The sequence below is a fragment of the Escherichia sp. E2748 genome (assembly GCF_005781125.1).
Classification (GTDB): domain Bacteria; phylum Pseudomonadota; class Gammaproteobacteria; order Enterobacterales; family Enterobacteriaceae; genus Escherichia.
The window spans coordinates 37,820-62,014 of the sequence record NZ_VATP01000009.1; the positions used below are offsets into that span (position 1 = coordinate 37,820).

Below are 24,195 nucleotides of genomic sequence, written 5' to 3' on the forward strand. Positions count from 1 at the left end.
GCAGAGCAGGGCTTATGATTTCTTAACTGGAGTATCTTACGTGCTGGAACGGCTGTCGTGGAAAAGGCTGGTGCTGGAGCTGCTACTTTGCTGCCTCCCGGCTTTCATCCTGGGTGCATTTTTTGGTTACCTGCCCTGGTTTTTGCTGGCATCGGTAACAGGACTGCTTATCTGGCATTTCTGGAATTTATTGCGCCTTTCATGGTGGCTGTGGGTGGATCGCAGTATGACCCCGCCACCGGGGCGTGGTAGCTGGGAACCGCTGCTGTACGGTTTACACCAGATGCAACTGCGTAATAAAAAACGCCGCCGCGAGCTGGGTAATCTTATCAAACGCTTTCGTAGCGGCGCGGAGTCGCTACCCGATGCGGTGGTGCTGACCACGGAAGAGGGCGGTATTTTCTGGTGTAATGGTCTGGCGCAACAAATTCTTGGTCTGCGCTGGCCGGAAGATAACGGGCAGAACATCCTTAACCTGCTGCGTTATCCGGAGTTTACGCAATATCTGAAAACGCGTGATTTTTCTCGCCCGCTCAATCTGGTGCTCAACACCGGGCGGCATCTGGAAATTCGTGTCATGCCTTATACCCATAAACAGTTGCTGATGGTGGCGCGAGATGTCACGCAAATGCATCAACTGGAAGGGGCGCGACGCAACTTTTTTGCCAACGTAAGCCATGAGTTACGCACGCCATTGACCGTGTTACAGGGTTACCTGGAGATGATGGATGAGCAGCCGCTGGAAGGCGCGGTACGCGAAAAAGCGTTGCACACCATGCGTGAGCAGACTCAGCGGATGGAAGGGCTGGTGAAGCAGTTACTGACCTTGTCGAAAATTGAAGCCGCGCCGACGCAGTTGCTGAATGAGAAGGTTGATGTGCCGATGATGCTGCGCGTCGTTGAGCGTGAAGCTCAGACGCTGAGCCAGCAAAAACAGACATTTACCTTTGAGATTGATAACGGCCTCAAAGTGTCTGGCAGCGAAGACCAGTTACGCAGTGCGATTTCGAATCTGGTCTATAACGCCGTGAATCATACGCCGGAAGGTACGCATATCACCGTACGCTGGCAGCGAGTGCCGCACGGTGCCGAATTTAGTGTTGAAGATAATGGACCGGGCATCGCACCGGAGCATATTCCGCGCCTGACCGAGCGTTTTTATCGCGTTGATAAAGCGCGTTCCCGACAAACTGGCGGTAGCGGGTTGGGGTTAGCGATCGTGAAGCATGCGGTAAATCATCATGAAAGCCGGCTCAATATTGAAAGTACGGTGGGCAAAGGTACGCGTTTCAGTTTTGTTCTGCCGGAACGTTTAATTGCCAAAAATAGCGATTAATCCGCCTTTGTCATTTTTTGTTGCCATAAGCCAGCCGATGCTGGCTTTTTTTCTTTGCAGTCAAAAAACGGGCGCTGAATTTTACCATGTCTGGTGATTTTTTGTTCGCATGATAAGCCATATCTTTTTCACGGAAATAGTGTTTTATACTGGTTTGTGATTTCTTATCGTTATATCCCTCTGGTTTTTAGATCCCTCCTTGCTTTAAAACGTTATAAGCGTTTAAATTGCGCTTCAGGTGCTGTCATACTGACTGCATTCACGCGGTAAATCGAAAAACTATTCTTCGCCGCGCCTGGTTGGGAGTATTTCCCGCTAAAATTGTTTAAATATACCGCTGTATCATCCCCAGGGATTGGCACAAAATTTAACGTTACAACACCACATCCACAGGCAGTATGATTTATGACCCATCAGTTAAGATCGCGCGATATCATCGCTCTGGGCTTTATGACATTTGCGTTGTTCGTTGGCGCAGGTAACATTATTTTCCCTCCTATGGTCGGCTTGCAGGCAGGCGAACACGTCTGGACTGCGGCATTCGGCTTCCTTATTACTGCCGTTGGTCTGCCGGTATTAACGGTAGTGGCGCTGGCGAAAGTTGGCGGCGGCGTTGACAGTCTGAGCACACCAATCGGTAAAGTCGCAGGCGTGCTGTTGGCAACAGTCTGCTACCTGGCGGTAGGGCCGCTGTTTGCAACACCGCGTACGGCAACAGTCTCCTTTGAAGTGGGCATTGCGCCGCTGACGGGTGACTCCGCACTGCCGCTGTTTATCTACAGCCTGGTCTATTTCGCTATCGTTATTCTGGTTTCGCTCTATCCGGGCAAGCTGCTGGATACCGTGGGCAACTTCCTTGCGCCGCTGAAAATTATCGCGCTGGTCATCCTGTCTGTTGCCGCGATTGTCTGGCCTGCGGGTTCTATCAGCACGGCAACTGAGGCTTATCAAAACGCTGCGTTTTCTAACGGCTTCGTTAACGGCTATCTGACCATGGATACGCTGGGCGCGATGGTGTTTGGTATCGTTATTGTTAACGCGGCGCGTTCTCGCGGCGTTACCGAAGCGCGTCTGTTGACCCGTTATACTGTCTGGGCTGGCCTGATGGCGGGCGTTGGTTTGACTCTGCTGTACCTGGCGCTGTTCCGTCTGGGTTCAGACAGCGCGTCGCTGGTTGATCAATCCGCGAACGGTGCCGCTATTCTGCATGCTTACGTTCAGCACACCTTTGGCGGCGGCGGTAGCTTCCTGCTGGCGGCGTTAATCTTCATCGCTTGTCTGGTAACGGCGGTTGGCCTGACCTGCGCTTGTGCGGAATTCTTCGCTCAATACATCCCGCTCTCATACCGTACGCTGGTGTTTATCCTCGGCGGCTTCTCGATGGTGGTGTCTAATCTGGGCTTAAGCCAGCTGATTCAGATCTCTGTACCGGTGCTGACTGCCATTTATCCGCCGTGTATCGCACTGGTTGTATTAAGTTTTACACGCTCATGGTGGCATAATTCGTCCCGCGTCATTGCTCCGCCGATGTTTATCAGCCTGCTTTTTGGTATTCTCGACGGGATCAAAGCATCTGCATTCAGCGATATTTTACCGTCCTGGGCGCAGCGTTTACCGCTGGCCGAACAAGGTCTGGCGTGGTTAATGCCAACGGTGGTGATGGTGGTTCTGGCCATTATCTGGGATCGCGCAGCAGGTCGTCAGGTGACCTCCAGCGCCCACTAAATCACTGTAAATTTGTTTTAACCACGGGGCTGCGATGCCCCGTGGTTTTTTATTGTGTTGATGGGTTAGGAATTGATGGAAAGTAAGAACAAGCTAAAGCGTGGGCTAAGTACCCGACACATACGCTTTATGGCACTGGGTTCAGCAATTGGCACCGGGTTGTTTTACGGTTCGGCGGACGCCATCAAAATGGCCGGACCGAGCGTGTTGTTGGCCTATATTATCGGTGGTGTCGCGGCATATATCATTATGCGTGCGCTGGGAGAAATGTCGGTACATAACCCGGCCGCCAGCTCTTTCTCGCGTTATGCGCAGGAAAACCTTGGCCCGCTGGCAGGTTATATCACCGGCTGGACCTACTGCTTTGAAATCCTTATTGTCGCCATCGCCGATGTGACCGCTTTCGGTATCTATATGGGCGTCTGGTTCCCGACGGTGCCGCACTGGATATGGGTGTTGAGCGTGGTGCTGATTATCTGCGCCATTAACCTGATGAGCGTGAAAGTCTTTGGTGAGCTGGAATTCTGGTTCTCGTTCTTTAAAGTCGCCACCATTATCATCATGATCGTTGCTGGTTTCGGTATCATCATTTGGGGGATTGGCAACGGCGGGCAACCGACCGGTATCCATAACCTGTGGAGCAACGGCGGCTTCTTCAGTAACGGCTGGCTTGGCATGGTGATGTCGTTGCAAATGGTGATGTTTGCCTACGGTGGTATTGAAATTATTGGTATTACCGCCGGTGAAGCGAAAGAGCCGGAGAAGTCTATTCCGCGCGCGATTAACTCAGTGCCGATGCGTATTCTGGTTTTCTATGTTGGTACGCTGTTCGTCATTATGTCTATCTATCCGTGGAATCAGGTAGGTACTGCAGGTAGCCCGTTCGTGCTGACGTTCCAGCATTTGGGGATTACCTTTGCCGCCAGCATTCTTAACTTCGTTGTGCTGACAGCCTCTTTGTCGGCAATTAACAGCGACGTGTTTGGCGTAGGCCGTATGTTGCACGGCATGGCAGAGCAGGGCAGTGCGCCGAAAATTTTCAGCAAAACGTCGCGTCGCGGTATTCCGTGGGTCACGGTGCTGGTCATGACTACCGCGCTGCTGTTTGCGGTGTATCTGAACTACATCATGCCGGAAAACGTCTTCCTGGTGATTGCCTCGCTGGCGACCTTCGCTACCGTGTGGGTGTGGATTATGATCCTGCTGTCTCAGATTGCCTTCCGTCGCCGCCTGCCGCCAGAAGAAGTTAAAGCGCTGAAATTTAAAGTTCCTGGCGGGGTGGCAACGACCATCACGGGGCTGGTTTTCCTGCTCTTTATCATCGGACTGATTGGTTATCACCCTGAAACGCGTATCTCTCTGTACGTTGGTTTTGCGTGGATTGTGGTGCTGTTGATTGGCTGGATGTTTAAACGCCGCCACGATCGCCAGTTGGCAGAAAACCACTAATTCCTGCCTTTTGTCGCCGGATCAGGAGCAAAACCTGATCCGGCTATTCCGAAAATTATCCGCCCCCGTTCTCCTCCCCCAAATATCCTTCAGATGATGAGTGATCCTGCATTAGGCTATGGCAAGGTGAACACATTTTCATCACAGGGGAATTATGATGTTAAATGCATGGCACCTGCCGGTGCCCCCATTTGTTAAACAAAGCAAAGATCAACTGCTCATTACACTGTGGCTGACGGGCGAAGAGCCGCCACAGCGCATTATGTTGCGCATGGAAAACGATAACGAAGAAACATCAATACCGATGCATAAACAGCGCAGCCAGCCGCAGCCAGGCGTGACGGCGTGGCGGGGAGCGCTCTCTCTCGCCACCGGGCAACCACGGCGGCGCTACAGTTTCAAATTGCTGTGGCACGATCGCCAGCGTTGGTTTACGCCGCAAGGTTTCAGCCCAATACCACCTTCGCGGCTGGAACAGTTTGCCGTCGATGTGCCGGATATCGGACCACAATGGGCGGCGGATCAGATTTTTTATCAGATCTTCCCGGATCGTTTTGCCCGGAGTCTGCCTCGTAATGCCGATCAGGATCATGTCTATTATCATCACGCCGCCGGGCGGGAAATAATATTGTGTGACTGGGATGAACCGGTCACGGCACAGGCGGGCGGATCAACGTTCTATGGCGGCGATCTGGACGGGATAAGCGAAAAACTGCCGTACCTGAAAAAACTCGGCGTGACGGCGCTGTATCTTAATCCGGTGTTTAAAGCACCCAGCGTGCACAAATACGATACCGAAGATTATCGCCACGTCGATCCGCAGTTTGGCGGCGACGGGGCGTTGCTGCGTTTGAGACACAACACGCAGCAGCAAGGAATGCGCCTGATGCTGGACGGCGTGTTTAACCACAGTGGCGATTCTCATGCCTGGTTTGACAGGCACAATCGCGGGACGGGCGGCGCTTGCCATAACCCCGAATCGCCCTGGCGCGACTGGTACTCGTTTCGCGATGACGGCACGGCGCTCGATTGGCTGGGCTATGCCAGCCTGCCAAAACTGGATTATCAGTCGGAAAGTCTGGTGAATGAAATTTATCGCGGTGAAGACAGCATTGTCCGTCACTGGCTGAAAGCGCCGTGGAATATGGACGGCTGGCGGCTGGATGTGGTGCATATGCTGGGGGAAGCAGGCGGGGCGCGCAATAATTTGCAGCATGTCGCTGGCATCACTGAGGCGGCGAAAGAAACCCAGCCAGAAGCGTACATTGTCGGTGAATATTTTGGCGATGCGCGGCAATGGTTACAGGCCGATGTGGAAGATGCATCGATGAACTATCGGGGCTTTACTTTTCCGCTGTGGGGCTTTCTCGCTAATACCGATGTCTCTTACGATCCGCAGCAGATTGACGCTCAAATCTGTATAACCTGGATGGACAATTACCGTGCCGGGCTTTCTCATCAACAGCAACTGCGTATGTTTAACCAGCTCGATAGTCACGATACCGCGCGATTTAAAACGTTACTCGGACGGGATGTTGCGCGTCTGCCACTGGCGGTCGTCTGGCTGTTCACTTGGCCTGGCGTGCCGTGTATTTATTATGGCGATGAAGTGGGGCTGGACGGCAATAACGATCCATTTTGTCGTAAACCGTTTCCCTGGGACCTGGAAAAACAAGATACGGAACTATTCGCGCTGTACCAGCGAATGATTGCGCTGCGTAAGAAGAGCCTGGCATTGCGTCGTGGCGGCTGTCAGGTGTTGTATGCGGAAGATAACGTGGTGGTGTTTGTGCGTGTGCTCAATCAGCAGCGTGTGCTAGTGGCAATCAACCGTGGTGAAGCGTGTGAAGTGGTGCTACCCGCATCGCCGTTGCTTAATGTCGCGCAATGGCAATGCAAAGAAGGGAACGGACAACGGGTCGATGAGATCCTGACGTTGCCCGCGATATCAGCCACGGTGTGGATGAATTAATACCCTACAACGCTTTGCGTGACGCCTGTTCCATCATCCGCGGATAAAATTGCCAGAAGCGGGTTTCAAGGGCGTCGTAATGGGTGTCTAAATCGTACCAGGAGTCACGCAGAGCATCCAGACGTGGGCGACGGCTTGCCATGCCGTTTAACACGCTCTGGATGAAATCCATATCGCGATAGCGCACCAGCCATTGCTCTGACCACAAGTAGTTATTCAGATTGATAAAGCGCGGCGGTGAGTCCGGCAGAATGGTGATCACTTGCTCGCGGGCATAACAGACAAATTCCTGTAGCGGAAAGTCGGGCGACAACTGCGACCAGTGGCGGGAAAGAAAGTGATCCCACATGACATCCAGCGTAATAGGCGCAACGCGGCGGGTTTCACTACGAAACCACTCCCGTGCTTCGCGGACCTCCGGCAGATTGTCGGTTAATACGTCGATTCGCCGATGCATATGAATGCCAGCCACGACGTCGGGCGGAAAACTTTCTTCAGGATTTCCGCGTACGAAATCAGCCAGTAAATTGCCGGAAAGCGAGCTTTCCGCCAGGTGAGCTAGATGCAGGTGAGCTAAAAAATTCATCGATTATATTCTATCCAAAGGGGGGTAAAGGTTGCAGGGAGAGCGCCCCGGCACTAGACTACCCGCCTCTTATTTTAGTCTGAGTCAGTGTCATGCGCGTTACCGATTTCTCCTTTGAATTGCCCGAATCCCTGATTGCCCACTATCCCATGCCTGAACGCAGTAGCTGTCGTTTACTGTCGCTGGACGGGCCGACGGGCGCGCTGACGCACGGTACTTTCACCGATTTACTCGACAAGCTCAACCCCGGCGATCTTCTGGTTTTTAACAATACCCGCGTGATCCCGGCGCGTCTGTTTGGGCGAAAATCCAGCGGCGGCAAGATTGAAGTGCTGGTTGAGCGGATGCTCGACGACAAACGCATTCTCGCGCATATTCGCGCCTCGAAAGCGCCAAAACCGGGCGCTGAACTGCTTCTGGGCGATGACGAAAGCATCAAAGCAACAATGACCGCTCGTCATGGCGCGCTGTTTGAAGTCGAATTTAACGATGAGCGCTCGGTGCTGGATATTCTCAACAGCATCGGCCATATGCCACTGCCGCCGTACATCGACCGTCCGGACGAAGATGCAGACCGCGAACTTTATCAAACGGTTTATAGCGAAAAACCAGGCGCGGTAGCAGCACCGACCGCCGGACTGCACTTTGACGAACCGCTGCTGGAAAAATTGCGCGCCAAGGGCGTGGAGATGGCATTCGTGACTCTGCATGTGGGGGCGGGTACCTTCCAGCCGGTACGCGTCGACACCATTGAAGACCACATCATGCACTCGGAATATGCAGAAGTGCCGCAGGATGTGGTTGACGCAGTGCTGGCTGCGAAAGCGCGTGGAAATCGGGTGATTGCGGTTGGCACCACCTCTGTTCGCTCGCTTGAGAGCGCGGCCCAGGCAGCGAAAAATGATCTGATTGAACCGTTTTTCGATGATACACAAATCTTTATCTATCCCGGCTTCCAGTACAAAGTAGTCGATGCGCTGGTGACTAACTTCCATCTGCCGGAGTCAACGCTGATTATGCTGGTTTCCGCATTTGCCGGTTATCAACACACCATGAACGCCTATAAAGCGGCAGTAGAAGAGAAATATCGCTTTTTTAGTTACGGTGATGCGATGTTTATCACGTACAATCCGCAGGCAATTAATGAGCGCGTCGGGGAGTAATTCCGCGGCGCTGGTTTAAACGTTGGACTGTTTTTCTGACGTAGTGGAGAAAAAATGAAATTTGAACTGGACACCACCGACGGTCGCGCACGCCGTGGCCGCCTGGTCTTCGATCGTGGCGTAGTGGAAACGCCTTGTTTTATGCCTGTTGGCACCTACGGCACCGTAAAAGGGATGACGCCGGAAGAAGTTGAAGCCACTGGCGCGCAAATTATTCTGGGTAACACTTTCCACCTGTGGCTGCGCCCGGGCCAGGAAATTATGAAACTGCATGGCGATCTGCACGATTTTATGCAGTGGAAAGGCCCGATTCTTACCGACTCCGGCGGCTTCCAGGTCTTCAGTCTTGGCGATATCCGTAAAATCACCGAACAGGGCGTGCACTTCCGTAACCCCATCAACGGCGATCCGATTTTCCTCGATCCCGAAAAATCGATGGAGATTCAATACGATCTTGGCTCAGACATCGTCATGATTTTTGACGAGTGTACGCCGTATCCTGCTGACTGGGATTACGCGAAGCGCTCTATGGAGATGTCGCTGCGTTGGGCGAAGCGTAGCCGCGAGCGTTTTGACAGCCTCGGCAACAAAAATGCGCTCTTTGGTATCATTCAGGGCAGCGTTTACGAAGATTTACGTGATATCTCTGTTAAAGGTCTGGTAGATATCGGTTTTGATGGCTACGCTGTCGGCGGTCTGGCAGTGGGTGAGCCGAAAGCAGATATGCACCGTATCCTGGAGCATGTGTGTCCGCAAATTCCGGCAGACAAACCACGTTACCTGATGGGCGTTGGTAAACCGGAAGACCTGGTTGAAGGCGTGCGCCGCGGTATCGATATGTTTGACTGCGTAATGCCAACACGTAATGCGCGTAACGGTCATCTGTTCGTGACCGATGGCGTGGTGAAAATCCGCAATGCGAAGTATAAGAGCGACACTGGCCCGCTCGATCCTGAGTGTGATTGCTACACCTGTCGCAATTATTCACGTGCCTACTTGCATCATCTCGACCGTTGCAACGAAATATTAGGCGCGCGACTCAACACCATTCATAACCTTCGTTACTACCAGCGTTTGATGGCGGGTTTACGCAAGGCTATTGAAGAGGGTAAATTAGAGAGCTTCGTAGCTGATTTTTACCAGCGTCAGGGGCGAGAAGTACCACCTTTGAACGTTGATTAATATTAATAATGAGGGAAATTTAATGAGCTTTTTTATTTCTGATGCGGTAGCGGCAACGGGTGCTCCGGCACAAGGTAGCCCGATGTCTTTGATTTTGATGCTGGTGGTATTCGGTCTGATTTTCTATTTCATGATCCTGCGCCCACAGCAGAAGCGCACCAAAGAACACAAAAAGCTGATGGACTCCATCGCGAAAGGTGATGAAGTGCTGACGAACGGTGGCCTGGTCGGTCGCGTAACCAAAGTAGCAGAAAACGGCTACATTGCTATCGCGCTGAATGACACCACTGAAGTAGTTATTAAACGTGACTTCGTAGCCGCCGTTCTGCCGAAAGGCACCATGAAGGCGCTGTAATTAAAATTTTTCCCTAAGGGAATTGCCGTGTTAAACCGTTATCCTTTGTGGAAGTACGTCATGCTGATCGTGGTGATTGTCATCGGTCTGCTGTATGCGCTTCCCAACCTGTTTGGTGAGGATCCGGCTGTTCAGATCACTGGCGCGCGCGGAGTCGCCGCCAGTGAGCAAACGCTGATCCAGGTCCAGAAAACGTTACAAGAAGAAAAAATAACTGCTAAGTCTGTGGCACTGGAAGAGGGCGCTATTCTTGCGCGCTTCGACTCCACTGACACCCAGCTACGCGCTCGTGAAGCATTAATGGGCATTCTGGGTGACAAATATGTCGTGGCGCTTAACCTTGCCCCGGCCACGCCGCGCTGGCTGGCAGCTATTCACGCTGAGCCGATGAAGCTCGGTCTTGACTTGCGTGGCGGCGTTCACTTCCTGATGGAAGTGGATATGGACACTGCGCTTGGCAAACTCCAGGAACAAAATATCGATAGCCTGCGCAGCGATCTGCGTGAAAAAGGCATCCCGTATACCACTGTTCGTAAAGAAAATAATTACGGTCTGAGCATCACTTTCCGCGATGGCAACGCCCGTGATGAAGCCATTGCATATCTGAGCAAGCGTCATCCCGATCTCGTCATTAGCAGCCAGGGTAGCAACCAGCTGCGTGCGGTCATGAGCGATGCGCGTCTCAGTGAAGCGCGTGAATATGCGGTGCAGCAGAACATTAACATCCTGCGTAACCGTGTAAACCAGCTTGGTGTGGCGGAGCCTGTAGTACAACGTCAGGGCGCAGACCGCATTGTCGTTGAGCTGCCTGGTATTCAGGATACCGCTCGCGCGAAAGAGATTCTTGGCGCTACCGCGACGCTGGAATTCCGTCTGGTGAATACCAACGTTGACCAGGCTGCTGCTGCATCTGGACGCGTATCGGGCGACTCTGAAGTGAAACAGACCCGCGAAGGTCAGCCGGTTGTGCTGTACAAACGCGTAATTCTGACCGGTGACCATATCACCGATTCCACTTCCAGCCAGGACGAATACAACCAGCCGCAGGTTAACATCTCGCTCGACAGCGCAGGTGGTAACATCATGTCTAACTTCACTAAGGACAACATCGGCAAACCGATGGCGACCCTGTTTGTGGAGTATAAAGACAGCGGTAAGAAAGATGCTAATGGTCGTGCGGTTCTGGTGAAACAGGAAGAGGTGATTAACATCGCGAATATCCAGTCTCGTCTGGGTAACAGCTTCCGTATCACTGGTATCAACAACCCGAACGAAGCGCGTCAGCTGTCGCTGCTGCTGCGTGCCGGTGCGTTGATTGCACCGATTCAGATTGTTGAAGAACGTACCATTGGTCCGACCCTGGGTATGCAGAACATTGAACAGGGGCTGGAGGCATGTCTCGCCGGTCTGCTGGTTTCTATTCTGTTCATGATCATCTTCTATAAGAAGTTTGGTCTGATTGCGACCAGTGCTCTGATTGCGAACTTGATCTTGATTGTCGGCATTATGTCGCTGCTGCCTGGCGCGACGCTGAGTATGCCGGGGATCGCGGGTATCGTCTTAACCCTTGCGGTAGCGGTCGATGCGAACGTACTGATCAACGAACGTATTAAAGAAGAGTTAAGCAACGGGCGTACTGTTCAGCAGGCAATTGATGAAGGTTATCGTGGCGCGTTCAGTTCCATCTTCGATGCGAACATCACCACGCTGATTAAAGTCATCATCCTGTACGCAGTGGGTACCGGGGCAATTAAAGGGTTCGCGATTACTACCGGTATCGGTGTGGCGACGTCGATGTTTACCGCGATTGTCGGTACGCGTGCCATCGTAAACCTGCTATATGGCGGCAAGCGCGTCAAGAAGCTGTCAATCTGAGGAGTGCGATGTGGCACAGGAATATACTGTTGAACAACTAAACCACGGCCGTAAAGTCTATGACTTTATGCGCTGGGACTACTGGGCTTTCGGCATCTCTGGTCTGCTGTTAATCGCCGCGATCGTCATTATGGGCGTGCGCGGTTTTAACTGGGGGCTGGATTTCACCGGTGGTACGGTTATTGAAATTACGCTTGAAAAACCGGCTGAAATCGATGTAATGCGTGATGCATTGCAGAAAGCGGGCTTTGAAGAGCCGATGCTGCAAAACTTCGGTAGCAGCCACGACATCATGGTCCGCATGCCGCCAGCTGAAGGCGAAACCGGTGGTCAGGTGCTGGGCAGCAAAGTTCTGAAGGTGATTAACGAAGCTACCAATCAGAACGCGGCGGTGAAGCGTATTGAGTTCGTCGGCCCGAGCGTGGGGGCAGACCTTGCGCAAACCGGTGCGATGGCGCTGATGGCGGCACTGCTGTCTATCCTTGTATATGTCGGTTTCCGCTTTGAGTGGCGACTGGCGGCAGGGGTAGTAATCGCGCTGGCGCACGACGTTATCATTACACTGGGTATTTTGTCGTTATTCCATATCGAGATTGACCTGACCATTGTGGCATCGTTGATGTCGGTTATCGGTTACTCGCTTAACGACAGTATCGTGGTATCGGACCGTATTCGTGAAAACTTCCGCAAAATCCGTCGCGGTACGCCTTACGAAATCTTTAACGTGTCCTTGACCCAGACGCTGCACCGTACCTTGATCACATCCGGTACCACCTTGATGGTGATCCTGATGCTGTATCTCTTCGGTGGCCCGGTGCTGGAAGGCTTCTCGCTGACCATGCTGATTGGTGTAACCATCGGTACCGCATCTTCCATCTATGTTGCATCTGCGCTGGCCCTGAAACTGGGTATGAAGCGTGAGCATATGCTGCAACAGAAAGTGGAAAAAGAAGGGGCGGACCAGCCGTCAATTCTGCCGTAAGGGTGTTTTTAAATCCGTTCAGTTAAAAAACCGTGGCGTATTTACGCTGCGGTTTTTTTTCGATTGTTGCTTATTGTACTGAATACAGCTTTGGTTGTAGAAAGAGTTCTGACATATACTTTGTATTAATAGTTAATACGTGGAGATCGCTTATGCGCAAAATTACCTCAGTAAGCGTTGGCGAACAATTAGATAGTTTTATTACCCGGATGGTTCAGTCTGGTCGTTATGGCTCGGCCAGTGAAGTGATGCGTTCGGCGCTTCGTCTATTGGAACAACAAGAATCCAGGGATGAAGCTGTCAGAAATGCTGTTATTGAAGGTCTTGAGAGCGGTGAAAGTTCGATGACGCTTCGTGATATCGCAGCAGAAAGGAAGCAAAAACATCGTGTATAAGCTTAGCGGAAAAGCTGTTGAAGATTTCAGAGGGATCTATGACTACACGCTGGGAAAGTTTGGTGAGGAGCAGGCGGATCGCTATACCGACTCTCTCGGCATTTTTCTGGATACACTCTCTCAAATGCCCGAGATAGGGCAAGACTATGATGCGATTCCAGAGGTAAAGAAGATCGCATTCAGGTTTCACACTGTTTATTACATTATAAGAGTAGATGACATTCTCATTGCGCGTATTCTTCATCAGCAGATGGAACCTCGCCGTCACTGGTAATGTGAGAATTTCTTTACTCAGGATTGCGAAAATCCCCGCATCTTGGGAAACTGCGCGTAACCCTACATTTCATCCAGGTAACTTTTCATGGCTATCATCCCAAAAAACTATGCGCGGTTAGAAAGCGGCTATCGCGAAAAAGCGCTGAAACTCTATCCGTGGGTCTGCGGTCGCTGTTCCCGCGAGTTTGTCTATTCCAACCTGCGTGAACTTACCGTTCACCATATTGATCACGACCATACCAATAATCCGGAAGATGGTAGTAACTGGGAATTGCTTTGTCTCTATTGCCATGATCATGAGCATTCGAAATATACCGAAGCGGATCAGTATGGTACGACGGTTATCGCAGGGGAAGATGCGCAGAAAGATGTCGGTGAAGCGAAATACAACCCGTTTGCTGATTTAAAAGCGATGATGAATAAGAAGAAGTAATAAAAAATGCCGGATATAAAATCCGCTATTTGAGCTTTGTGACAAACGAAAAATTGCCTGATACGCTACGCTTGTCAGGCCTACGTAATCTCAGCAATGTATTGAATTTTCGTGCTTTTGTAGACCAGATAAGGCGTTTACTCCGCATCCGGCATGAACAAAGCACACGTTGTCGACAATCTGAAATGCCGGGAATAAATCCCGGCATTTTCACAATCAGAAGTTGTAACCTACCACCAGGTAACCACCCCAGCCGGTAGAGCGAACGTTGAAGTTGCCGTTACCGAAGTTCAGCTCTGCATCATCGTTCCACTGACCACCGTCATGCCAGTAACGTGCAACGACAGAGTAGTGCCAGTGATCGTAGTTCAGCGCCAGAATATGGCTGGAAGCGATGGAGTTATTGCTGCGCGTCTTAATACCGTTGATTGCGTTACCGCTGTCATCACCCAGATCGGAACCCCAGTCGAAGTTGGTGAAGCCGATGTAGCTCAGCTGACCGCCCCACAGATCGGTAATCGGCACAAAGTATTTAATTTTGAAACGGTAACCGTCCCACTCGTTTTCGTTCGCTGCGCCGTAGTTCTGCCACTGGTATTTCGCATACACGTTCATGGACAGGCTCATCGGCAGGCCAGTGTCGATGTCAGTACCCAGACCCATATACCAGGTGCTCTGGCGACCATCTTTGTTACGGCCCATGTCGTAAATGTAGTTGTTCGCGAAGTACCACTCTTTGAACGGACCGAAGCTAAGGTCAGTATTGGTCAGCTTATCGATGGAGAAACGCGGTTCGATTTCCATAAACAGCGGAGAACCGTGGTTCCAGATACCTTTGGCATCGGAGTTACCGCCGAAGAATACCGGCGCATCCGCGTAACCATAGAAATCGAACCAGTCTTTTTTAGCGAATGCTTCATACTCCAGGTAAGTATCGTTACGGATCTGCGGTCCGAAACGAGTGTGATAGCTACCAACTACGTTAACGCTCTGGTGCCACCAGTCGGAAAGGTACTGCGGTTTATCGTTTTCAGCTGCGTTGACAGTAAAAGACGAAGAGAGCGCCAGTACCGCACCGGCTGCCAGTAATGTTTTTTTCATATGTATGCCACTGTTTGAAAATCCCTTACGGGAGTGAAAAAGGCGCAAATTGCGTTTCTAAATATTTCCTATACAGAGGAGCCTATTATAAAAATCATTGCTCACAAAAATATGTTGTATTTCACAGTTCTATCATTTACGTAATCGATTGCGTTCACGAATACACATATTCGGGCGGGAATTGTACTGACTTTCACCCTTGTTGCAAACTTTTACTATCAATCTGGGTGATGTAAGCAGAGTAACAAAATGAAGGGGGAGGATGTTGCGGGACGCACAAAACGCCCCGAAAAACGTTTACTGCATAACAGGTTGAATGTCGTGGATGCGTACAAAGCCTAACTGATCCACAGAAATGCCCTTTAACTGTAACGGAATGTCAACATCACTGGGCGCGAGGAGGCTGGCCGGCGCGTTAATCAATTGATTCTGCACATTGATTTCCTGAAAGCTGTCGATTGTTCCCTGAATTTGCCCATATTCAACGGTTCCGCTGAAAGCGGGTAAGGGATCATTGGACTCACCCTGAATACGCAGCGTCAGAGTGGTACCATCTGCAATTGGCGTAATATTCACCAGCGACATACGTAAAGTGCCAATTTGGCTTTCCAGCCGTGCCGGTGTGTTTGCACCAGGCAACAGGTAAACCCCACTGCTGGATTTTGCGTTCAGCGTATTTTGCTGGGTGATTTTGATAGTTTCTTTGTTGAGCTGAGTCATCTCTTTATTCAACGTGTTGACGCTGTGTTTCATCTGGCGTACTTCGCTTTGCTGTACGCAGGCGCTCAGGCTGAACAGGCTTCCCAGCAGGAGTAGTCGAAAACATACTTTAATGTTCATAGGTAGTCCCTTTCTCGTCACAATTATCCTAATGGTAGAGGCTTAAAGCCGTGAAAGCATCGATCCTTTATCTCAAAAGCGTTGCGCCTTTGTTGTATCGCCAGTTCAGGGTAAAATAGATTTCTATTAACCACCTGGTCAGGACGCCGTATGCATTGCCCATTCTGTTTCGCCGTGGACACTAAGGTAATTGACTCTCGTCTCGTGAGCGAGGGCTCTTCCGTACGCCGCCGTCGGCAGTGTCTGGTGTGTAATGAACGTTTCACTACTTTTGAAGTTGCGGAACTGGTTATGCCGCGTGTCGTGAAAAGCAACGACGTGCGCGAACCGTTTAATGAAGAAAAATTGCGTAGCGGAATGCTGCGGGCGCTGGAAAAACGTCCGGTGAGTTCCGATGACGTCGAAATGGCGATCAACCATATTAAATCGCAACTCCGCGCCACCGGTGAGCGCGAAGTGCCGAGCAAAATGATTGGCAATCTGGTGATGGATCAATTGAAAAAGCTCGATAAAGTCGCCTATATCCGTTTTGCCTCTGTCTATCGCAGTTTCGAAGATATCAAAGAATTTGGCGAAGAGATTGCGCGCCTGGAGGATTAAACCGTGCAGGACGAGTTATACATGGCGCGGGCGCTAAAGCTGGCGCAACGAGGGCGCTTCACCACTCACCCTAACCCGAATGTCGGTTGCGTCATTGTGAAAGATGGCGAAATTGTCGGTGAAGGTTACCATCACCGCGCGGGCGAACCGCATGCAGAGGTACACGCGTTGCGCATGGCAGGTGAAAAAGCCAAAGGCGCAACGGCGTATGTGACACTCGAACCTTGTAGTCATCATGGTCGTACGCCACCGTGTTGTGACGCATTAATTGCTGCTGGCGTGGTGCGCGTTGTGGCTGCGATGCAGGACCCTAATCCGCAGGTCGCTGGGCGTGGACTTTACCGTTTGCAACAAGCTGGCATTGACGTCAGCCACGGCCTGATGATGAGCGAAGCCGAGCAATTGAATAAAGGCTTCCTCAAGCGCATGCGCACCGGCTTTCCTTATATACAGTTGAAACTCGGCGCGTCGCTAGATGGCCGCACTGCGATGGCCAGCGGTGAAAGCCAGTGGATCACTTCACCTCAGGCTCGACGCGATGTACAACGACTGCGCGCGCAAAGTCATGCCATTTTAACCAGCAGCGCCACGGTGCTGGCGGACGATCCAGCCTTAACGGTGCGTTGGTCTGAACTGGATGAACAAACTCAGGCGCTCTATCCGCAACAAAATCTCCGTCAGCCGGTACGTATTGTGATTGATAGCCAAAATCGCGTGACGCCGGAACACCGCATCGTGCAACAGCCGGGCGAAACCTGGTTCGCGCGTACGCAGGAAGATTCTCGTGAATGGCCGGAAACGGTGCGTACTTTGCTGATTCCAGAGCATAAAGGTCATCTGGATCTGGTTGTGCTGATGATGCAACTCGGCAAGCAACAGATTAACAGTATCTGGGTGGAAGCGGGGCCAACGCTCGCTGGCGCATTGCTACAGGCGGGTTTAGTCGATGAGCTGATTGTCTATATCGCACCTAAACTATTAGGCAGCGACGCCCGCGGATTATGTACGCTGCCGGGGCTTGAGAAATTAGCCGACGCGCCCCAATTTAAATTCAAAGAGATACGTCATGTAGGCCCGGATGTTTGCCTGCATTTAGTGGGTGCATGATCTCCCGGCTCGAAAGGGAAGCAGCGCACGAAATATTATGCTAAAATCCGCCCCCCTGCGGGGCCATACTCGAACCCGAAGGAAGAAAATGAACATTATTGAAGCTAACGTTGCTACCCCGGACGCTCGCGTCGCCATCACCATTGCGCGTTTCAACAACTTTATCAATGACAGCCTGCTGGAAGGTGCAATTGACGCACTGAAACGTATCGGTCAGGTAAAAGATGAAAACATTACCGTTGTTTGGGTGCCAGGTGCCTATGAGCTGCCGCTGGCGGCGGGTGCACTGGCTAAAACCGGTAAATACGACGCGGTGATTGCGCTGGGGACGGTTATTCGTGGTGGCACTGCCCACTTTGAATATGTCGCTGGTGGTGCAAGCAACGGCCTGGCGCATGTTGCCCAGGACAGCGAAATTCCGGTTGCTTTTGGGGTTTTGACCACTGAAAGCATTGAACAAGCGATCGAACGTGCTGGCACCAAAGCTGGTAACAAAGGTGCAGAAGCTGCACTGACCGCGCTTGAAATGATTAATGTATTGAAAGCCATCAAGGCCTGAAATTAGTAAGGGGAAATCCGTGAAACCTGCTGCTCGTCGCCGCGCTCGTGAGTGTGCCGTCCAGGCGCTCTACTCCTGGCAGTTGTCCCAGAACGACATCGCTGATGTTGAATACCAGTTCCTGGCTGAACAGGATGTAAAAGACGTTGACATCCTGTACTTCCGTGAGCTGCTGGCCGGGGTGGCGACTAACACCGCATACCTCGACGGACTGATGAAGCCATATCTGTCTCGCCTGCTGGAAGAGCTGGGCCAGGTAGAAAAAGCGGTACTGCGCATTGCGCTGTACGAGTTGTCTAAACGTAGCGATGTGCCGTACAAAGTGGCCATTAACGAAGCGATCGAACTGGCGAAATCGTTCGGCGCAGAAGACAGCCATAAGTTCGTCAATGGCGTACTGGATAAAGCAGCACCTGTGATTCGCCCTAACAAAAAGTGATATCCAGGCCGGCAGAGTAACGGAAAACAGTTCCGCACTCGCCGGCCTTTTCTTTTTTACCTGCTGAGGCATAACGTATGGCATGTGGCGAGTTCTCCCTGATTGCCCGTTATTTTGACCGTGTAAGAAGCTCTCGTCTTGATGTCGAACTTGGCATTGGCGACGATTGCGCACTTCTCAATATCCCCGAGAAACAGACCCTGGCGATCAGCACCGATACGCTGGTGGCGGGCAACCATTTCCTCCCTGATATCGATCCTGCGGATCTGGCATATAAAGCACTGGCGGTAAACCTAAGCGATCTGGCAGCGATGGGCGCCGATCCGGCCTGGCTGACGCTGGCATTAACCTTACCGGACGTAGACGAAGCGTGGCTTGAGTCCTTCAGCGACAGTTTGTTTGAGCTCCTCAATTATTACGATATGCAACTCATTGGCGGCGACACCACGCGTGGGCCATTATCAATGACGTTGGGTATCCACGGCTTTGTTCCGATGGGACGAGCCTTAACGCGCTCTGGGGCGAAACCGGGTGACTGGATTTATGTGACCGGTACACCGGGCGATAGCGCCGCCGGGCTGGCGATTTTGCAAAATCGTCTCCACGTGGCGGATGGAAAAGATGCTGACTACTTGGTCAAACGTCACCTCCGTCCGTCGCCGCGTATTTTACAGGGACAGGCATTGCGCGATCTGGCAAATTCAGCCATCGATCTCTCTGACGGTCTGATTTCCGATCTCGGGCATATCGTGAAAGCCAGCGACTGCGGCGCACGTATTGATCTGGCGTTGTTACCATTCTCTGACGCACTTTCACGTCATGTTGAACCGGAACAGGCGCTGCGCTGGGCGCTCTCTGGTGGCGAAGATTACGAGTTGTGTTTCACTGTGCCGGAACTGAACCGTGGCGCGTTGGATGTCGCTTTGGGACATCTGGGCGTACCATTTACCTGTATCGGGCAAATGACCGCCGATATAGAAGGACTCTGTTTTGTTCGTGACGGCGAACCTGTCACGTTAGACTGGAAAGGATATGACCATTTTGCCACGCCATAAAGATGTCGCGAAAAGTCGCCTGAAGATGAGTAATCCGTGGCATTTGCTTGCTGTCGGATTCGGAAGTGGATTAAGCCCGATTGTTCCTGGCACGATGGGATCGCTGGCGGCGATTCCGTTCTGGTATCTGATGACCTTTTTACCCTGGCAGCTTTATTCGCTGGTAGTCATGCTGGGGATCTGTATTGGCGTTTATCTTTGTCATCAGACCGCGAAAGATATGGGCGTGCACGATCATGGCAGCATTGTCTGGGATGAATTTATCGGCATGTGGATCACTCTGATGGCGCTGCCGACCAATGACTGGCAGTGGGTCGCCGCCGGGTTTGTGATTTTCCGTATTCTGGATATGTGGAAACCGTGGCCGATCCGCTGGTTTGATCGCAATGTACATGGCGGCATGGGGATCATGATCGACGATATTGTCGCCGGGGTGATTTCCGCAGGCATCCTGTACTTTATCGGTCATCACTGGCCGTTGGGTCTTCTGTCATAGTTTTGCACCAGAGCCTGATGTGACGCTTGTTGCGTCTTATCAGGCCTGCATACCTATTTAAATCCCACTATCGGATGCGGTTTATAGGGTGTCTCCAGTTCGGCAATCTGTTCCGGTTTCAACGTGATATCTACCGCGTTTAGTAGTTCATCAAGCTGTTCTTCCCGCGAAGTTCCGATAATCGGCGCGGCAATGCCCGGCTTACTCAACAACCAGGCCAACGCAACTTGTGCTCGTGTCGCACCAAGTTCTTCACTGACGCCCGTTAACCGCTCTGCGATCTGCGCGTCATTTTCATCGCTTTCTTTATAGAGATTTTTCCCAACCTCATCAGACACCAGCCGTGCAGTGGTTTCTCCCCACGGACGAGTCAGACGTCCCCGTGCCAGCGGGCTCCACGGAATCACCGCCACGCCCTCCTGATAACACAGCGGCAGCATCTCACGCTCTTCTTCGCGATAAATCAGATTGTAGTGATCCTGCATACTGACAAACTGCGCCCAGCCGTGCTGTTTTTGTAGTTCCAGTGCCTGAGCAAACTGCGAAGCGTGCATTGATGACGCGCCGATATAACGTGCTTTCCCGGCTTTTACCACGTCGTTCAGGGCTTCCAGCGTCTCTTCGATCGGCGTGTTGTAATCCCAGCGATGAATTTGCAGGATATCGATATAATCCATGCCGAGACGGCGCAGGCTGTCGTCGATAGAGCGCAAAATTTGCGCACTGGATAATCCTTCCGGTAAATCACCAACGCGATGGAACACTTTGGTGGCAACGACCACGTCTTCACGACGGGCGAAATCCCGCAGTGCGCGACCGACGATCTCTTCGCTGCTTCCATCGGAATAGCTATTGGCGGTATCAAAGAAATTTATGCCGCCTTCCAGCGCGCGTTTAATGATGGGACGGCTGCTCTCTTCCGGCAGTGTCCATGCGTGATTACCGCGATCTGGCTCGCCAAAGGTCATACAGCCGAGGCAAAGTCGGGAAACGCGAAGGTCGGTTTTTCCTAAGGGGTTGTATTGCATGCTGCCACTCCTGCCATGAATAATTTCTTAAGCATAGCAGGAGTGGAGTAGGGATTATGCCAGCCAGACCTTGATTTTGGCTTCCATACCGGCGGCATCGAGGCCGAGTTCGGCGCGCATTTCTTCCTGAGTTCCTTGCGGAATAAAGAAATCCGGCAGGCCAATGTTCAGCACGGGTACTGGTTTACGATGGGCCATTAGCACTTCGTTCACGCCGCTGCCTGCACCACCCATAATGGCGTTTTCTTCAACGGAAACCAGCGCCTCATGGCTGGCGGCCATTTCCAGAATTAACGCTTCATCAAGCGGCTTCACAAAACGCATATCGACCAGCGTAGCGTTCAGCGATTCGGCGACTTTCGCCGCTTCTGGCATCAGCGTACCAAAGTTAAGGATCGCCAGTTTCTCGCCACGACGCTTCACAATGCCTTTGCCAATTGGCAGTTTTTCCAGTGGCGTCAGCTCCACGCCGACCGCGTTGCCGCGCGGGTAGCGCACCGCTGACGGGCCATCGTTATAGTGATAGCCGGTATAGAGCATCTGGCGACATTCGTTTTCATCGCTCGGGGTCATAATGACCATTTCCGGTATGCAGCGCAGGTAAGAGAGATCAAAAGCGCCCTGATGGGTTTGACCGTCAGCACCAACAATGCCCGCACGGTCGATGGCGAACAGGACCGGAAGCTTTTGAATTGCCACGTCATGCAGCACCTGATCGTAGGCACGTTGCAGGAAGGTGGAGTAGATTGCCACGATCGGTTTGTAACCCCCAATCGCCAGACCGGCGGCAAAGGTCACCGCGTGTTGCTCGGCAATCGCCACGTCGAAGTAGCGATCCGGGAATTTACGTGAAAACTCGACCATGCCGGAACCTTCTCGCATCGCCGGAGTAATCGCCATCAGCTTGTTGTCTTTCGCTGCCGTTTCGCACAGCCAGTCGCCAAAGATTTTTGAATAGCTTGGCAAACCGCCACTACTTTTCGGCAAACAACCGCTGGAGGGATCAAATTTAGGCACGGCGTGGAAAGTGATTGGGTCTTTCTCTGCCGGTTCATAACCACGACCTTTTTTGGTCATGATATGCAGGAACTGCGGGCCTTTCAGGTCGCGCATGTTCTTAAGTGTGGTGATAAGCCCCAGCACATCGTGACCGTCAACCGGGCCGATGTAGTTAAAGCCCAGCTCTTCAAACAATGTGCCAGGCACTACCATGCCTTTAATATGTTCTTCGGTACGTTTGAGTAGCTCTTTAATTGGCGGCACGCCAGAGAAAACTTTTTTCCCGCCTTCGCGCAGCGAAGAGTAAAGCTTACCGGAAAGCAGCTGCGCCAGATGGTTGTTGAGCGCGCCAACATTTTCGGAAATCGACATTTCATTGTCGTTGAGGACCACCAGCATATCAGGACGGATATCGCCCGCGTGATTCATCGCTTCAAACGCCATGCCAGCGGTAATCGCGCCATCGCCAATGACACAGACGGTGCGGCGATTTTTGCCTTCTTTCTCGGCAGCAACCGCAATACCAATTCCGGCACTGATGGAGGTTGATGAATGCCCGACGCTTAAAACGTCATATTCGCTTTCGCCGCGCCACGGGAACGGGTGCAGGCCGCCTTTCTGACGGATGGTGCCGATTTTGTCGCGGCGCCCGGTCAAAATTTTATGCGGATAAGCCTGATGCCCCACATCCCAAATCAATTGGTCAAACGGGGTGTTGTAGACATAGTGCAGCGCCACGGTCAGTTCGACCGTGCCCAGCCCGGAGGCGAAGTGCCCGCTGGAACGGCTCACGCTGTCGAGTAAATAGCGGCGCAGTTCGTCGCAGAGTTTCGGTAAACTCTCTTTTGGCAACAGTCGTAACTCCTGGGTGGAGTCGACCAGTGCCAGGGTCGGGTATTTGGCAATATCAAAACTCATCAGGGGCCTATTAATACTTATTGTTTATTTATTACGCTGGATGATGTAGTCCGCTAGCGCTTCCAGTGCCGAGGTATCGAGTGACTGTTCAGCCAGTTGTTTCAGCGACTGGCGGGCATCGTCGATCAGATCCCGGGCTTTCTTCCGGGCTTGCTCAAGACCCAGAAGTGCAGGGTAGGTACTTTTACCAAGTTGCTGGTCGGCACCCTGGCGTTTTCCCAACGTTGCAGTATCTCCCACCACATCCAGGATGTCATCCTGAACCTGGAAGGCAAGGCCGATGCTCTCTGCGTACTTGTCGAGTACTGGCAGAGCATGACGTCCTTTATCTCCGGCGCTTAATGCACCAAGGCGAACGGCGGCGCGAATCAATGCGCCGGTTTTATGACGATGAATACGCTCGAGTGCATCCAGAGGTACGTGTTTGCCTTCCGCATCTAAATCTAATGCCTGACCACCGCACATTCCGGCAATACCGCTGGCGCTCGCCAGTTCAGAAATCATCGAAATCCTGTCGCGGTCCGACACTTCCGGCATATCGGCATCGCTTAAAATCGAGAACGCCAGCGTTTGTAAAGCGTCGCCAGCGAGAATCGCGTTCGCTTCGCCAAACTTCACATGACAGGTCGGCAAGCCGCGACGCAGATCGTCATCATCCATTGCCGGTAAATCATCATGAATTAATGAGTAAGCGTGGATACACTCTACGGCGGCGGCGGGTGCGTCCAGCGTGTTTGTGCTAACGCCGAACATATGACCGGTGGCATAAACCAGGAAAGGTCGCAGGCGCTTACCACCTAATAATGCGCCATACTGCATGGTTTCGACCACGGGAGTGTTCTGAAAGGGCAGTGGGGCGATAAAACGGCTCAGCGCCTGGTTGGCCTGCTTAACGCAGGCTTCGAGTTGCTGCGGAAAGTCCATTACTCATTGTCCGGTGTAAAAGGGGTTAGAGAGGCGTCTTCATTGTCAGACAGCAGAATTTGTACGCGTTGTTCGGCTTGTTGTAATTTGGCCTGCCCCTGACGTGCCAGCTGCACGCCGCGTTCGAATTCGTTCAGCGCCTCTTCCAGCGGCAGGTCGCCACTTTCCAGGCGGGTTACAATCTGTTCCAGCTCGCTCAGCGCCTTTTCAAAGCTGGCGGGCGCCTCATTTTTCTTCGGCATAATGAATGTCTGACTCTCAATATTTTTCGCCCCGTCATGGTAACGGACTCAGGGCAAATAGCAAATAACGCGCAATGGTAAGGTGATGTGCGCAGCAAAGCGATGTTAGTGGTATACTTCCGCGCCTGGATGCAGCCGCAGGTGTGGGCTGCTGTATT

General features: G+C 52.1%; 25 protein-coding genes. 18 read left to right on the forward strand and 7 right to left on the reverse strand.

The features are described 5' to 3' along the window. Positions 1-40: 40 nt before the first annotated feature. From phoR to malZ, 4 genes are all read left to right on the forward strand, one after another. The gene (gene phoR / locus FEK42_RS10345; protein ID WP_130206215.1) at positions 41-1,336 is read left to right on the forward strand and encodes a phosphate regulon sensor histidine kinase PhoR; all 1,296 of its coding nucleotides are present in this window, start codon (positions 41-43) and stop codon (positions 1,334-1,336) included. Positions 1,337-1,741: 405 nt separating this feature from the next. Then, positions 1,742-3,061 (forward strand): branched-chain amino acid transporter carrier protein BrnQ, encoded by a 1,320-nt coding sequence (brnQ, locus tag FEK42_RS10350; RefSeq protein ID WP_130206217.1) that lies wholly within the window; start codon positions 1,742-1,744, stop codon positions 3,059-3,061. Between the two features lie 75 nt (positions 3,062-3,136). Continuing rightward, positions 3,137-4,510 (forward strand): proline-specific permease ProY, encoded by a 1,374-nt coding sequence (proY, locus tag FEK42_RS10355; protein ID WP_130206219.1) that lies wholly within the window; start codon positions 3,137-3,139, stop codon positions 4,508-4,510. 154 nt (positions 4,511-4,664) lie between these two features. After that, a complete protein-coding gene (gene malZ, locus FEK42_RS10360; RefSeq protein WP_135492507.1) occupies positions 4,665-6,482 on the forward strand; it encodes a maltodextrin glucosidase in 1,818 nt (605 codons plus the stop codon). A gap of 4 nt (positions 6,483-6,486) precedes the next feature. On the opposite strand, the gene acpH is transcribed toward malZ, so the two are convergent. Continuing rightward, complete coding sequence (gene acpH / locus FEK42_RS10365) at positions 6,487-7,068, reverse strand: ACP phosphodiesterase (protein ID WP_135490883.1); 582 nt, start codon at positions 7,066-7,068, stop codon at positions 6,487-6,489. A 92-nt stretch (positions 7,069-7,160) separates the two neighbouring features. Here acpH and queA point away from each other — a divergent pair, with 92 nt between their 5' ends. From queA to yajD, 8 genes are all read left to right on the forward strand, one after another. Then, positions 7,161-8,231, forward strand: coding sequence for a tRNA preQ1(34) S-adenosylmethionine ribosyltransferase-isomerase QueA (queA, locus tag FEK42_RS10370; protein WP_135403895.1), 1,071 nt, complete (start codon positions 7,161-7,163; stop codon positions 8,229-8,231). Positions 8,232-8,285: 54 nt separating this feature from the next. Then, positions 8,286-9,413 (forward strand): tRNA guanosine(34) transglycosylase Tgt, encoded by a 1,128-nt coding sequence (tgt, locus tag FEK42_RS10375; protein WP_000667317.1) that lies wholly within the window; start codon positions 8,286-8,288, stop codon positions 9,411-9,413. Between the two features lie 22 nt (positions 9,414-9,435). Then, positions 9,436-9,768: a preprotein translocase subunit YajC gene (gene yajC, locus FEK42_RS10380; protein ID WP_000007629.1), complete on the forward strand. Its 333-nt coding sequence runs from the start codon at positions 9,436-9,438 to the stop codon at positions 9,766-9,768. A 27-nt stretch (positions 9,769-9,795) separates the two neighbouring features. Then, complete coding sequence (secD, locus tag FEK42_RS10385; RefSeq protein WP_135492509.1) at positions 9,796-11,643, forward strand: protein translocase subunit SecD; 1,848 nt, start codon at positions 9,796-9,798, stop codon at positions 11,641-11,643. A gap of 10 nt (positions 11,644-11,653) precedes the next feature. Continuing rightward, positions 11,654-12,625: a protein translocase subunit SecF gene (secF, locus tag FEK42_RS10390; RefSeq protein WP_130206230.1), complete on the forward strand. Its 972-nt coding sequence runs from the start codon at positions 11,654-11,656 to the stop codon at positions 12,623-12,625. Between the two features lie 152 nt (positions 12,626-12,777). Beyond that, positions 12,778-13,020, forward strand: coding sequence for a type II toxin-antitoxin system ParD family antitoxin (locus FEK42_RS10395; RefSeq protein ID WP_001226938.1), 243 nt, complete (start codon positions 12,778-12,780; stop codon positions 13,018-13,020). Next, entirely contained in the window at positions 13,013-13,294 is a 282-nt protein-coding gene (locus FEK42_RS10400) for a type II toxin-antitoxin system RelE/ParE family toxin (protein ID WP_135409602.1), read from the forward strand. Before FEK42_RS10395 ends, FEK42_RS10400 begins: the two co-directional genes overlap by 8 nt. An 87-nt stretch (positions 13,295-13,381) precedes the next feature. Further along, positions 13,382-13,729 (forward strand): HNH nuclease YajD, encoded by a 348-nt coding sequence (gene yajD, locus FEK42_RS10405; RefSeq protein WP_000974823.1) that lies wholly within the window; start codon positions 13,382-13,384, stop codon positions 13,727-13,729. 216 nt (positions 13,730-13,945) lie between these two features. Here the strand turns inward: yajD and tsx are convergent, their stop codons facing one another. Together tsx and FEK42_RS10415 are read right to left on the reverse strand one after the other, a co-directional pair. Further along, positions 13,946-14,830 (reverse strand): nucleoside-specific channel-forming protein Tsx, encoded by an 885-nt coding sequence (gene tsx / locus FEK42_RS10410; protein ID WP_116836751.1) that lies wholly within the window; start codon positions 14,828-14,830, stop codon positions 13,946-13,948. Between the two features lie 297 nt (positions 14,831-15,127). After that, a complete protein-coding gene (locus FEK42_RS10415; protein ID WP_135492511.1) occupies positions 15,128-15,670 on the reverse strand; it encodes a DUF3251 domain-containing protein in 543 nt (180 codons plus the stop codon). Between the two features lie 150 nt (positions 15,671-15,820). Here FEK42_RS10415 and nrdR point away from each other — a divergent pair, with 150 nt between their 5' ends. From nrdR to pgpA, 6 genes are all read left to right on the forward strand, one after another. Next, entirely contained in the window at positions 15,821-16,270 is a 450-nt protein-coding gene (nrdR, locus tag FEK42_RS10420) for a transcriptional regulator NrdR (RefSeq protein ID WP_135492513.1), read from the forward strand. Positions 16,271-16,273: 3 nt separating this feature from the next. Then, positions 16,274-17,377, forward strand: coding sequence for a bifunctional diaminohydroxyphosphoribosylaminopyrimidine deaminase/5-amino-6-(5-phosphoribosylamino)uracil reductase RibD (ribD, locus tag FEK42_RS10425; RefSeq protein WP_135409603.1), 1,104 nt, complete (start codon positions 16,274-16,276; stop codon positions 17,375-17,377). An 88-nt stretch (positions 17,378-17,465) separates the two neighbouring features. Beyond that, positions 17,466-17,936 carry a 6,7-dimethyl-8-ribityllumazine synthase gene (gene ribE, locus FEK42_RS10430; protein ID WP_001021161.1) on the forward strand — a complete coding sequence of 157 codons (471 nt, stop codon included), beginning with the start codon at positions 17,466-17,468 and terminating at the stop codon, positions 17,934-17,936. A gap of 19 nt (positions 17,937-17,955) precedes the next feature. After that, positions 17,956-18,375 (forward strand): transcription antitermination factor NusB, encoded by a 420-nt coding sequence (gene nusB, locus FEK42_RS10435; RefSeq protein ID WP_000801121.1) that lies wholly within the window; start codon positions 17,956-17,958, stop codon positions 18,373-18,375. A 77-nt stretch (positions 18,376-18,452) separates the two neighbouring features. Further along, positions 18,453-19,430 carry a thiamine-phosphate kinase gene (thiL, locus tag FEK42_RS10440; protein ID WP_135492515.1) on the forward strand — a complete coding sequence of 326 codons (978 nt, stop codon included), beginning with the start codon at positions 18,453-18,455 and terminating at the stop codon, positions 19,428-19,430. Then, the gene (pgpA, locus tag FEK42_RS10445; protein WP_130223239.1) at positions 19,408-19,926 is read left to right on the forward strand and encodes a phosphatidylglycerophosphatase A; all 519 of its coding nucleotides are present in this window, start codon (positions 19,408-19,410) and stop codon (positions 19,924-19,926) included. Before thiL ends, pgpA begins: the two co-directional genes overlap by 23 nt. Before the next feature lie 53 nt (positions 19,927-19,979). Here pgpA and yajO read toward each other — a convergent pair whose 3' ends face one another. From yajO to xseB, 4 genes are read right to left on the reverse strand one after another with little or no spacing between them, the layout of a single operon-like run. Further along, positions 19,980-20,954 carry a 1-deoxyxylulose-5-phosphate synthase YajO gene (gene yajO, locus FEK42_RS10450; protein WP_135492517.1) on the reverse strand — a complete coding sequence of 325 codons (975 nt, stop codon included), beginning with the start codon at positions 20,952-20,954 and terminating at the stop codon, positions 19,980-19,982. Between the two features lie 54 nt (positions 20,955-21,008). Further along, a complete protein-coding gene (gene dxs / locus FEK42_RS10455; RefSeq protein WP_135409606.1) occupies positions 21,009-22,871 on the reverse strand; it encodes a 1-deoxy-D-xylulose-5-phosphate synthase in 1,863 nt (620 codons plus the stop codon). A gap of 24 nt (positions 22,872-22,895) precedes the next feature. Beyond that, entirely contained in the window at positions 22,896-23,795 is a 900-nt protein-coding gene (ispA, locus tag FEK42_RS10460) for a (2E,6E)-farnesyl diphosphate synthase (protein ID WP_135492519.1), read from the reverse strand. Further along, a complete protein-coding gene (gene xseB / locus FEK42_RS10465) occupies positions 23,795-24,037 on the reverse strand; it encodes an exodeoxyribonuclease VII small subunit (RefSeq protein ID WP_001124935.1) in 243 nt (80 codons plus the stop codon). The genes ispA and xseB overlap by 1 nt, the downstream gene beginning before the upstream one ends. Positions 24,038-24,195: the final 158 nt, after the last annotated feature.

What these genes read in the sequence shown, in the direction of transcription:
- brnQ (WP_130206217.1), top strand. Translation starts at nt 1,742, where the DNA reads ATGACCCATCAGTTAAGATCGCGCGATATCATCGCTCTGGGCTTTATG.
- proY (WP_130206219.1), top strand. Translation starts at nt 3,137, where the DNA reads ATGGAAAGTAAGAACAAGCTAAAGCGTGGGCTAAGTACCCGACACATA.
- malZ (WP_135492507.1), top strand. Translation starts at nt 4,665, where the DNA reads ATGATGTTAAATGCATGGCACCTGCCGGTGCCCCCATTTGTTAAACAA.
- acpH (WP_135490883.1), bottom strand. Translation starts at nt 7,068, where the DNA reads ATGAATTTTTTAGCTCACCTGCATCTAGCTCACCTGGCGGAAAGCTCG.
- queA (WP_135403895.1), top strand. Translation starts at nt 7,161, where the DNA reads ATGCGCGTTACCGATTTCTCCTTTGAATTGCCCGAATCCCTGATTGCC.
- tgt (WP_000667317.1), top strand. Translation starts at nt 8,286, where the DNA reads ATGAAATTTGAACTGGACACCACCGACGGTCGCGCACGCCGTGGCCGC.
- yajC (WP_000007629.1), top strand. Translation starts at nt 9,436, where the DNA reads ATGAGCTTTTTTATTTCTGATGCGGTAGCGGCAACGGGTGCTCCGGCA.
- FEK42_RS10395 (WP_001226938.1), top strand. Translation starts at nt 12,778, where the DNA reads ATGCGCAAAATTACCTCAGTAAGCGTTGGCGAACAATTAGATAGTTTT.
- yajD (WP_000974823.1), top strand. Translation starts at nt 13,382, where the DNA reads ATGGCTATCATCCCAAAAAACTATGCGCGGTTAGAAAGCGGCTATCGC.
- tsx (WP_116836751.1), bottom strand. Translation starts at nt 14,830, where the DNA reads ATGAAAAAAACATTACTGGCAGCCGGTGCGGTACTGGCGCTCTCTTCG.
- FEK42_RS10415 (WP_135492511.1), bottom strand. Translation starts at nt 15,670, where the DNA reads ATGAACATTAAAGTATGTTTTCGACTACTCCTGCTGGGAAGCCTGTTC.
- nrdR (WP_135492513.1), top strand. Translation starts at nt 15,821, where the DNA reads ATGCATTGCCCATTCTGTTTCGCCGTGGACACTAAGGTAATTGACTCT.
- ribE (WP_001021161.1), top strand. Translation starts at nt 17,466, where the DNA reads ATGAACATTATTGAAGCTAACGTTGCTACCCCGGACGCTCGCGTCGCC.
- thiL (WP_135492515.1), top strand. Translation starts at nt 18,453, where the DNA reads ATGGCATGTGGCGAGTTCTCCCTGATTGCCCGTTATTTTGACCGTGTA.
- pgpA (WP_130223239.1), top strand. Translation starts at nt 19,408, where the DNA reads ATGACCATTTTGCCACGCCATAAAGATGTCGCGAAAAGTCGCCTGAAG.
- yajO (WP_135492517.1), bottom strand. Translation starts at nt 20,954, where the DNA reads ATGCAATACAACCCCTTAGGAAAAACCGACCTTCGCGTTTCCCGACTT.
- dxs (WP_135409606.1), bottom strand. Translation starts at nt 22,871, where the DNA reads ATGAGTTTTGATATTGCCAAATACCCGACCCTGGCACTGGTCGACTCC.
- ispA (WP_135492519.1), bottom strand. Translation starts at nt 23,795, where the DNA reads ATGGACTTTCCGCAGCAACTCGAAGCCTGCGTTAAGCAGGCCAACCAG.
- xseB (WP_001124935.1), bottom strand. Translation starts at nt 24,037, where the DNA reads ATGCCGAAGAAAAATGAGGCGCCCGCCAGCTTTGAAAAGGCGCTGAGC.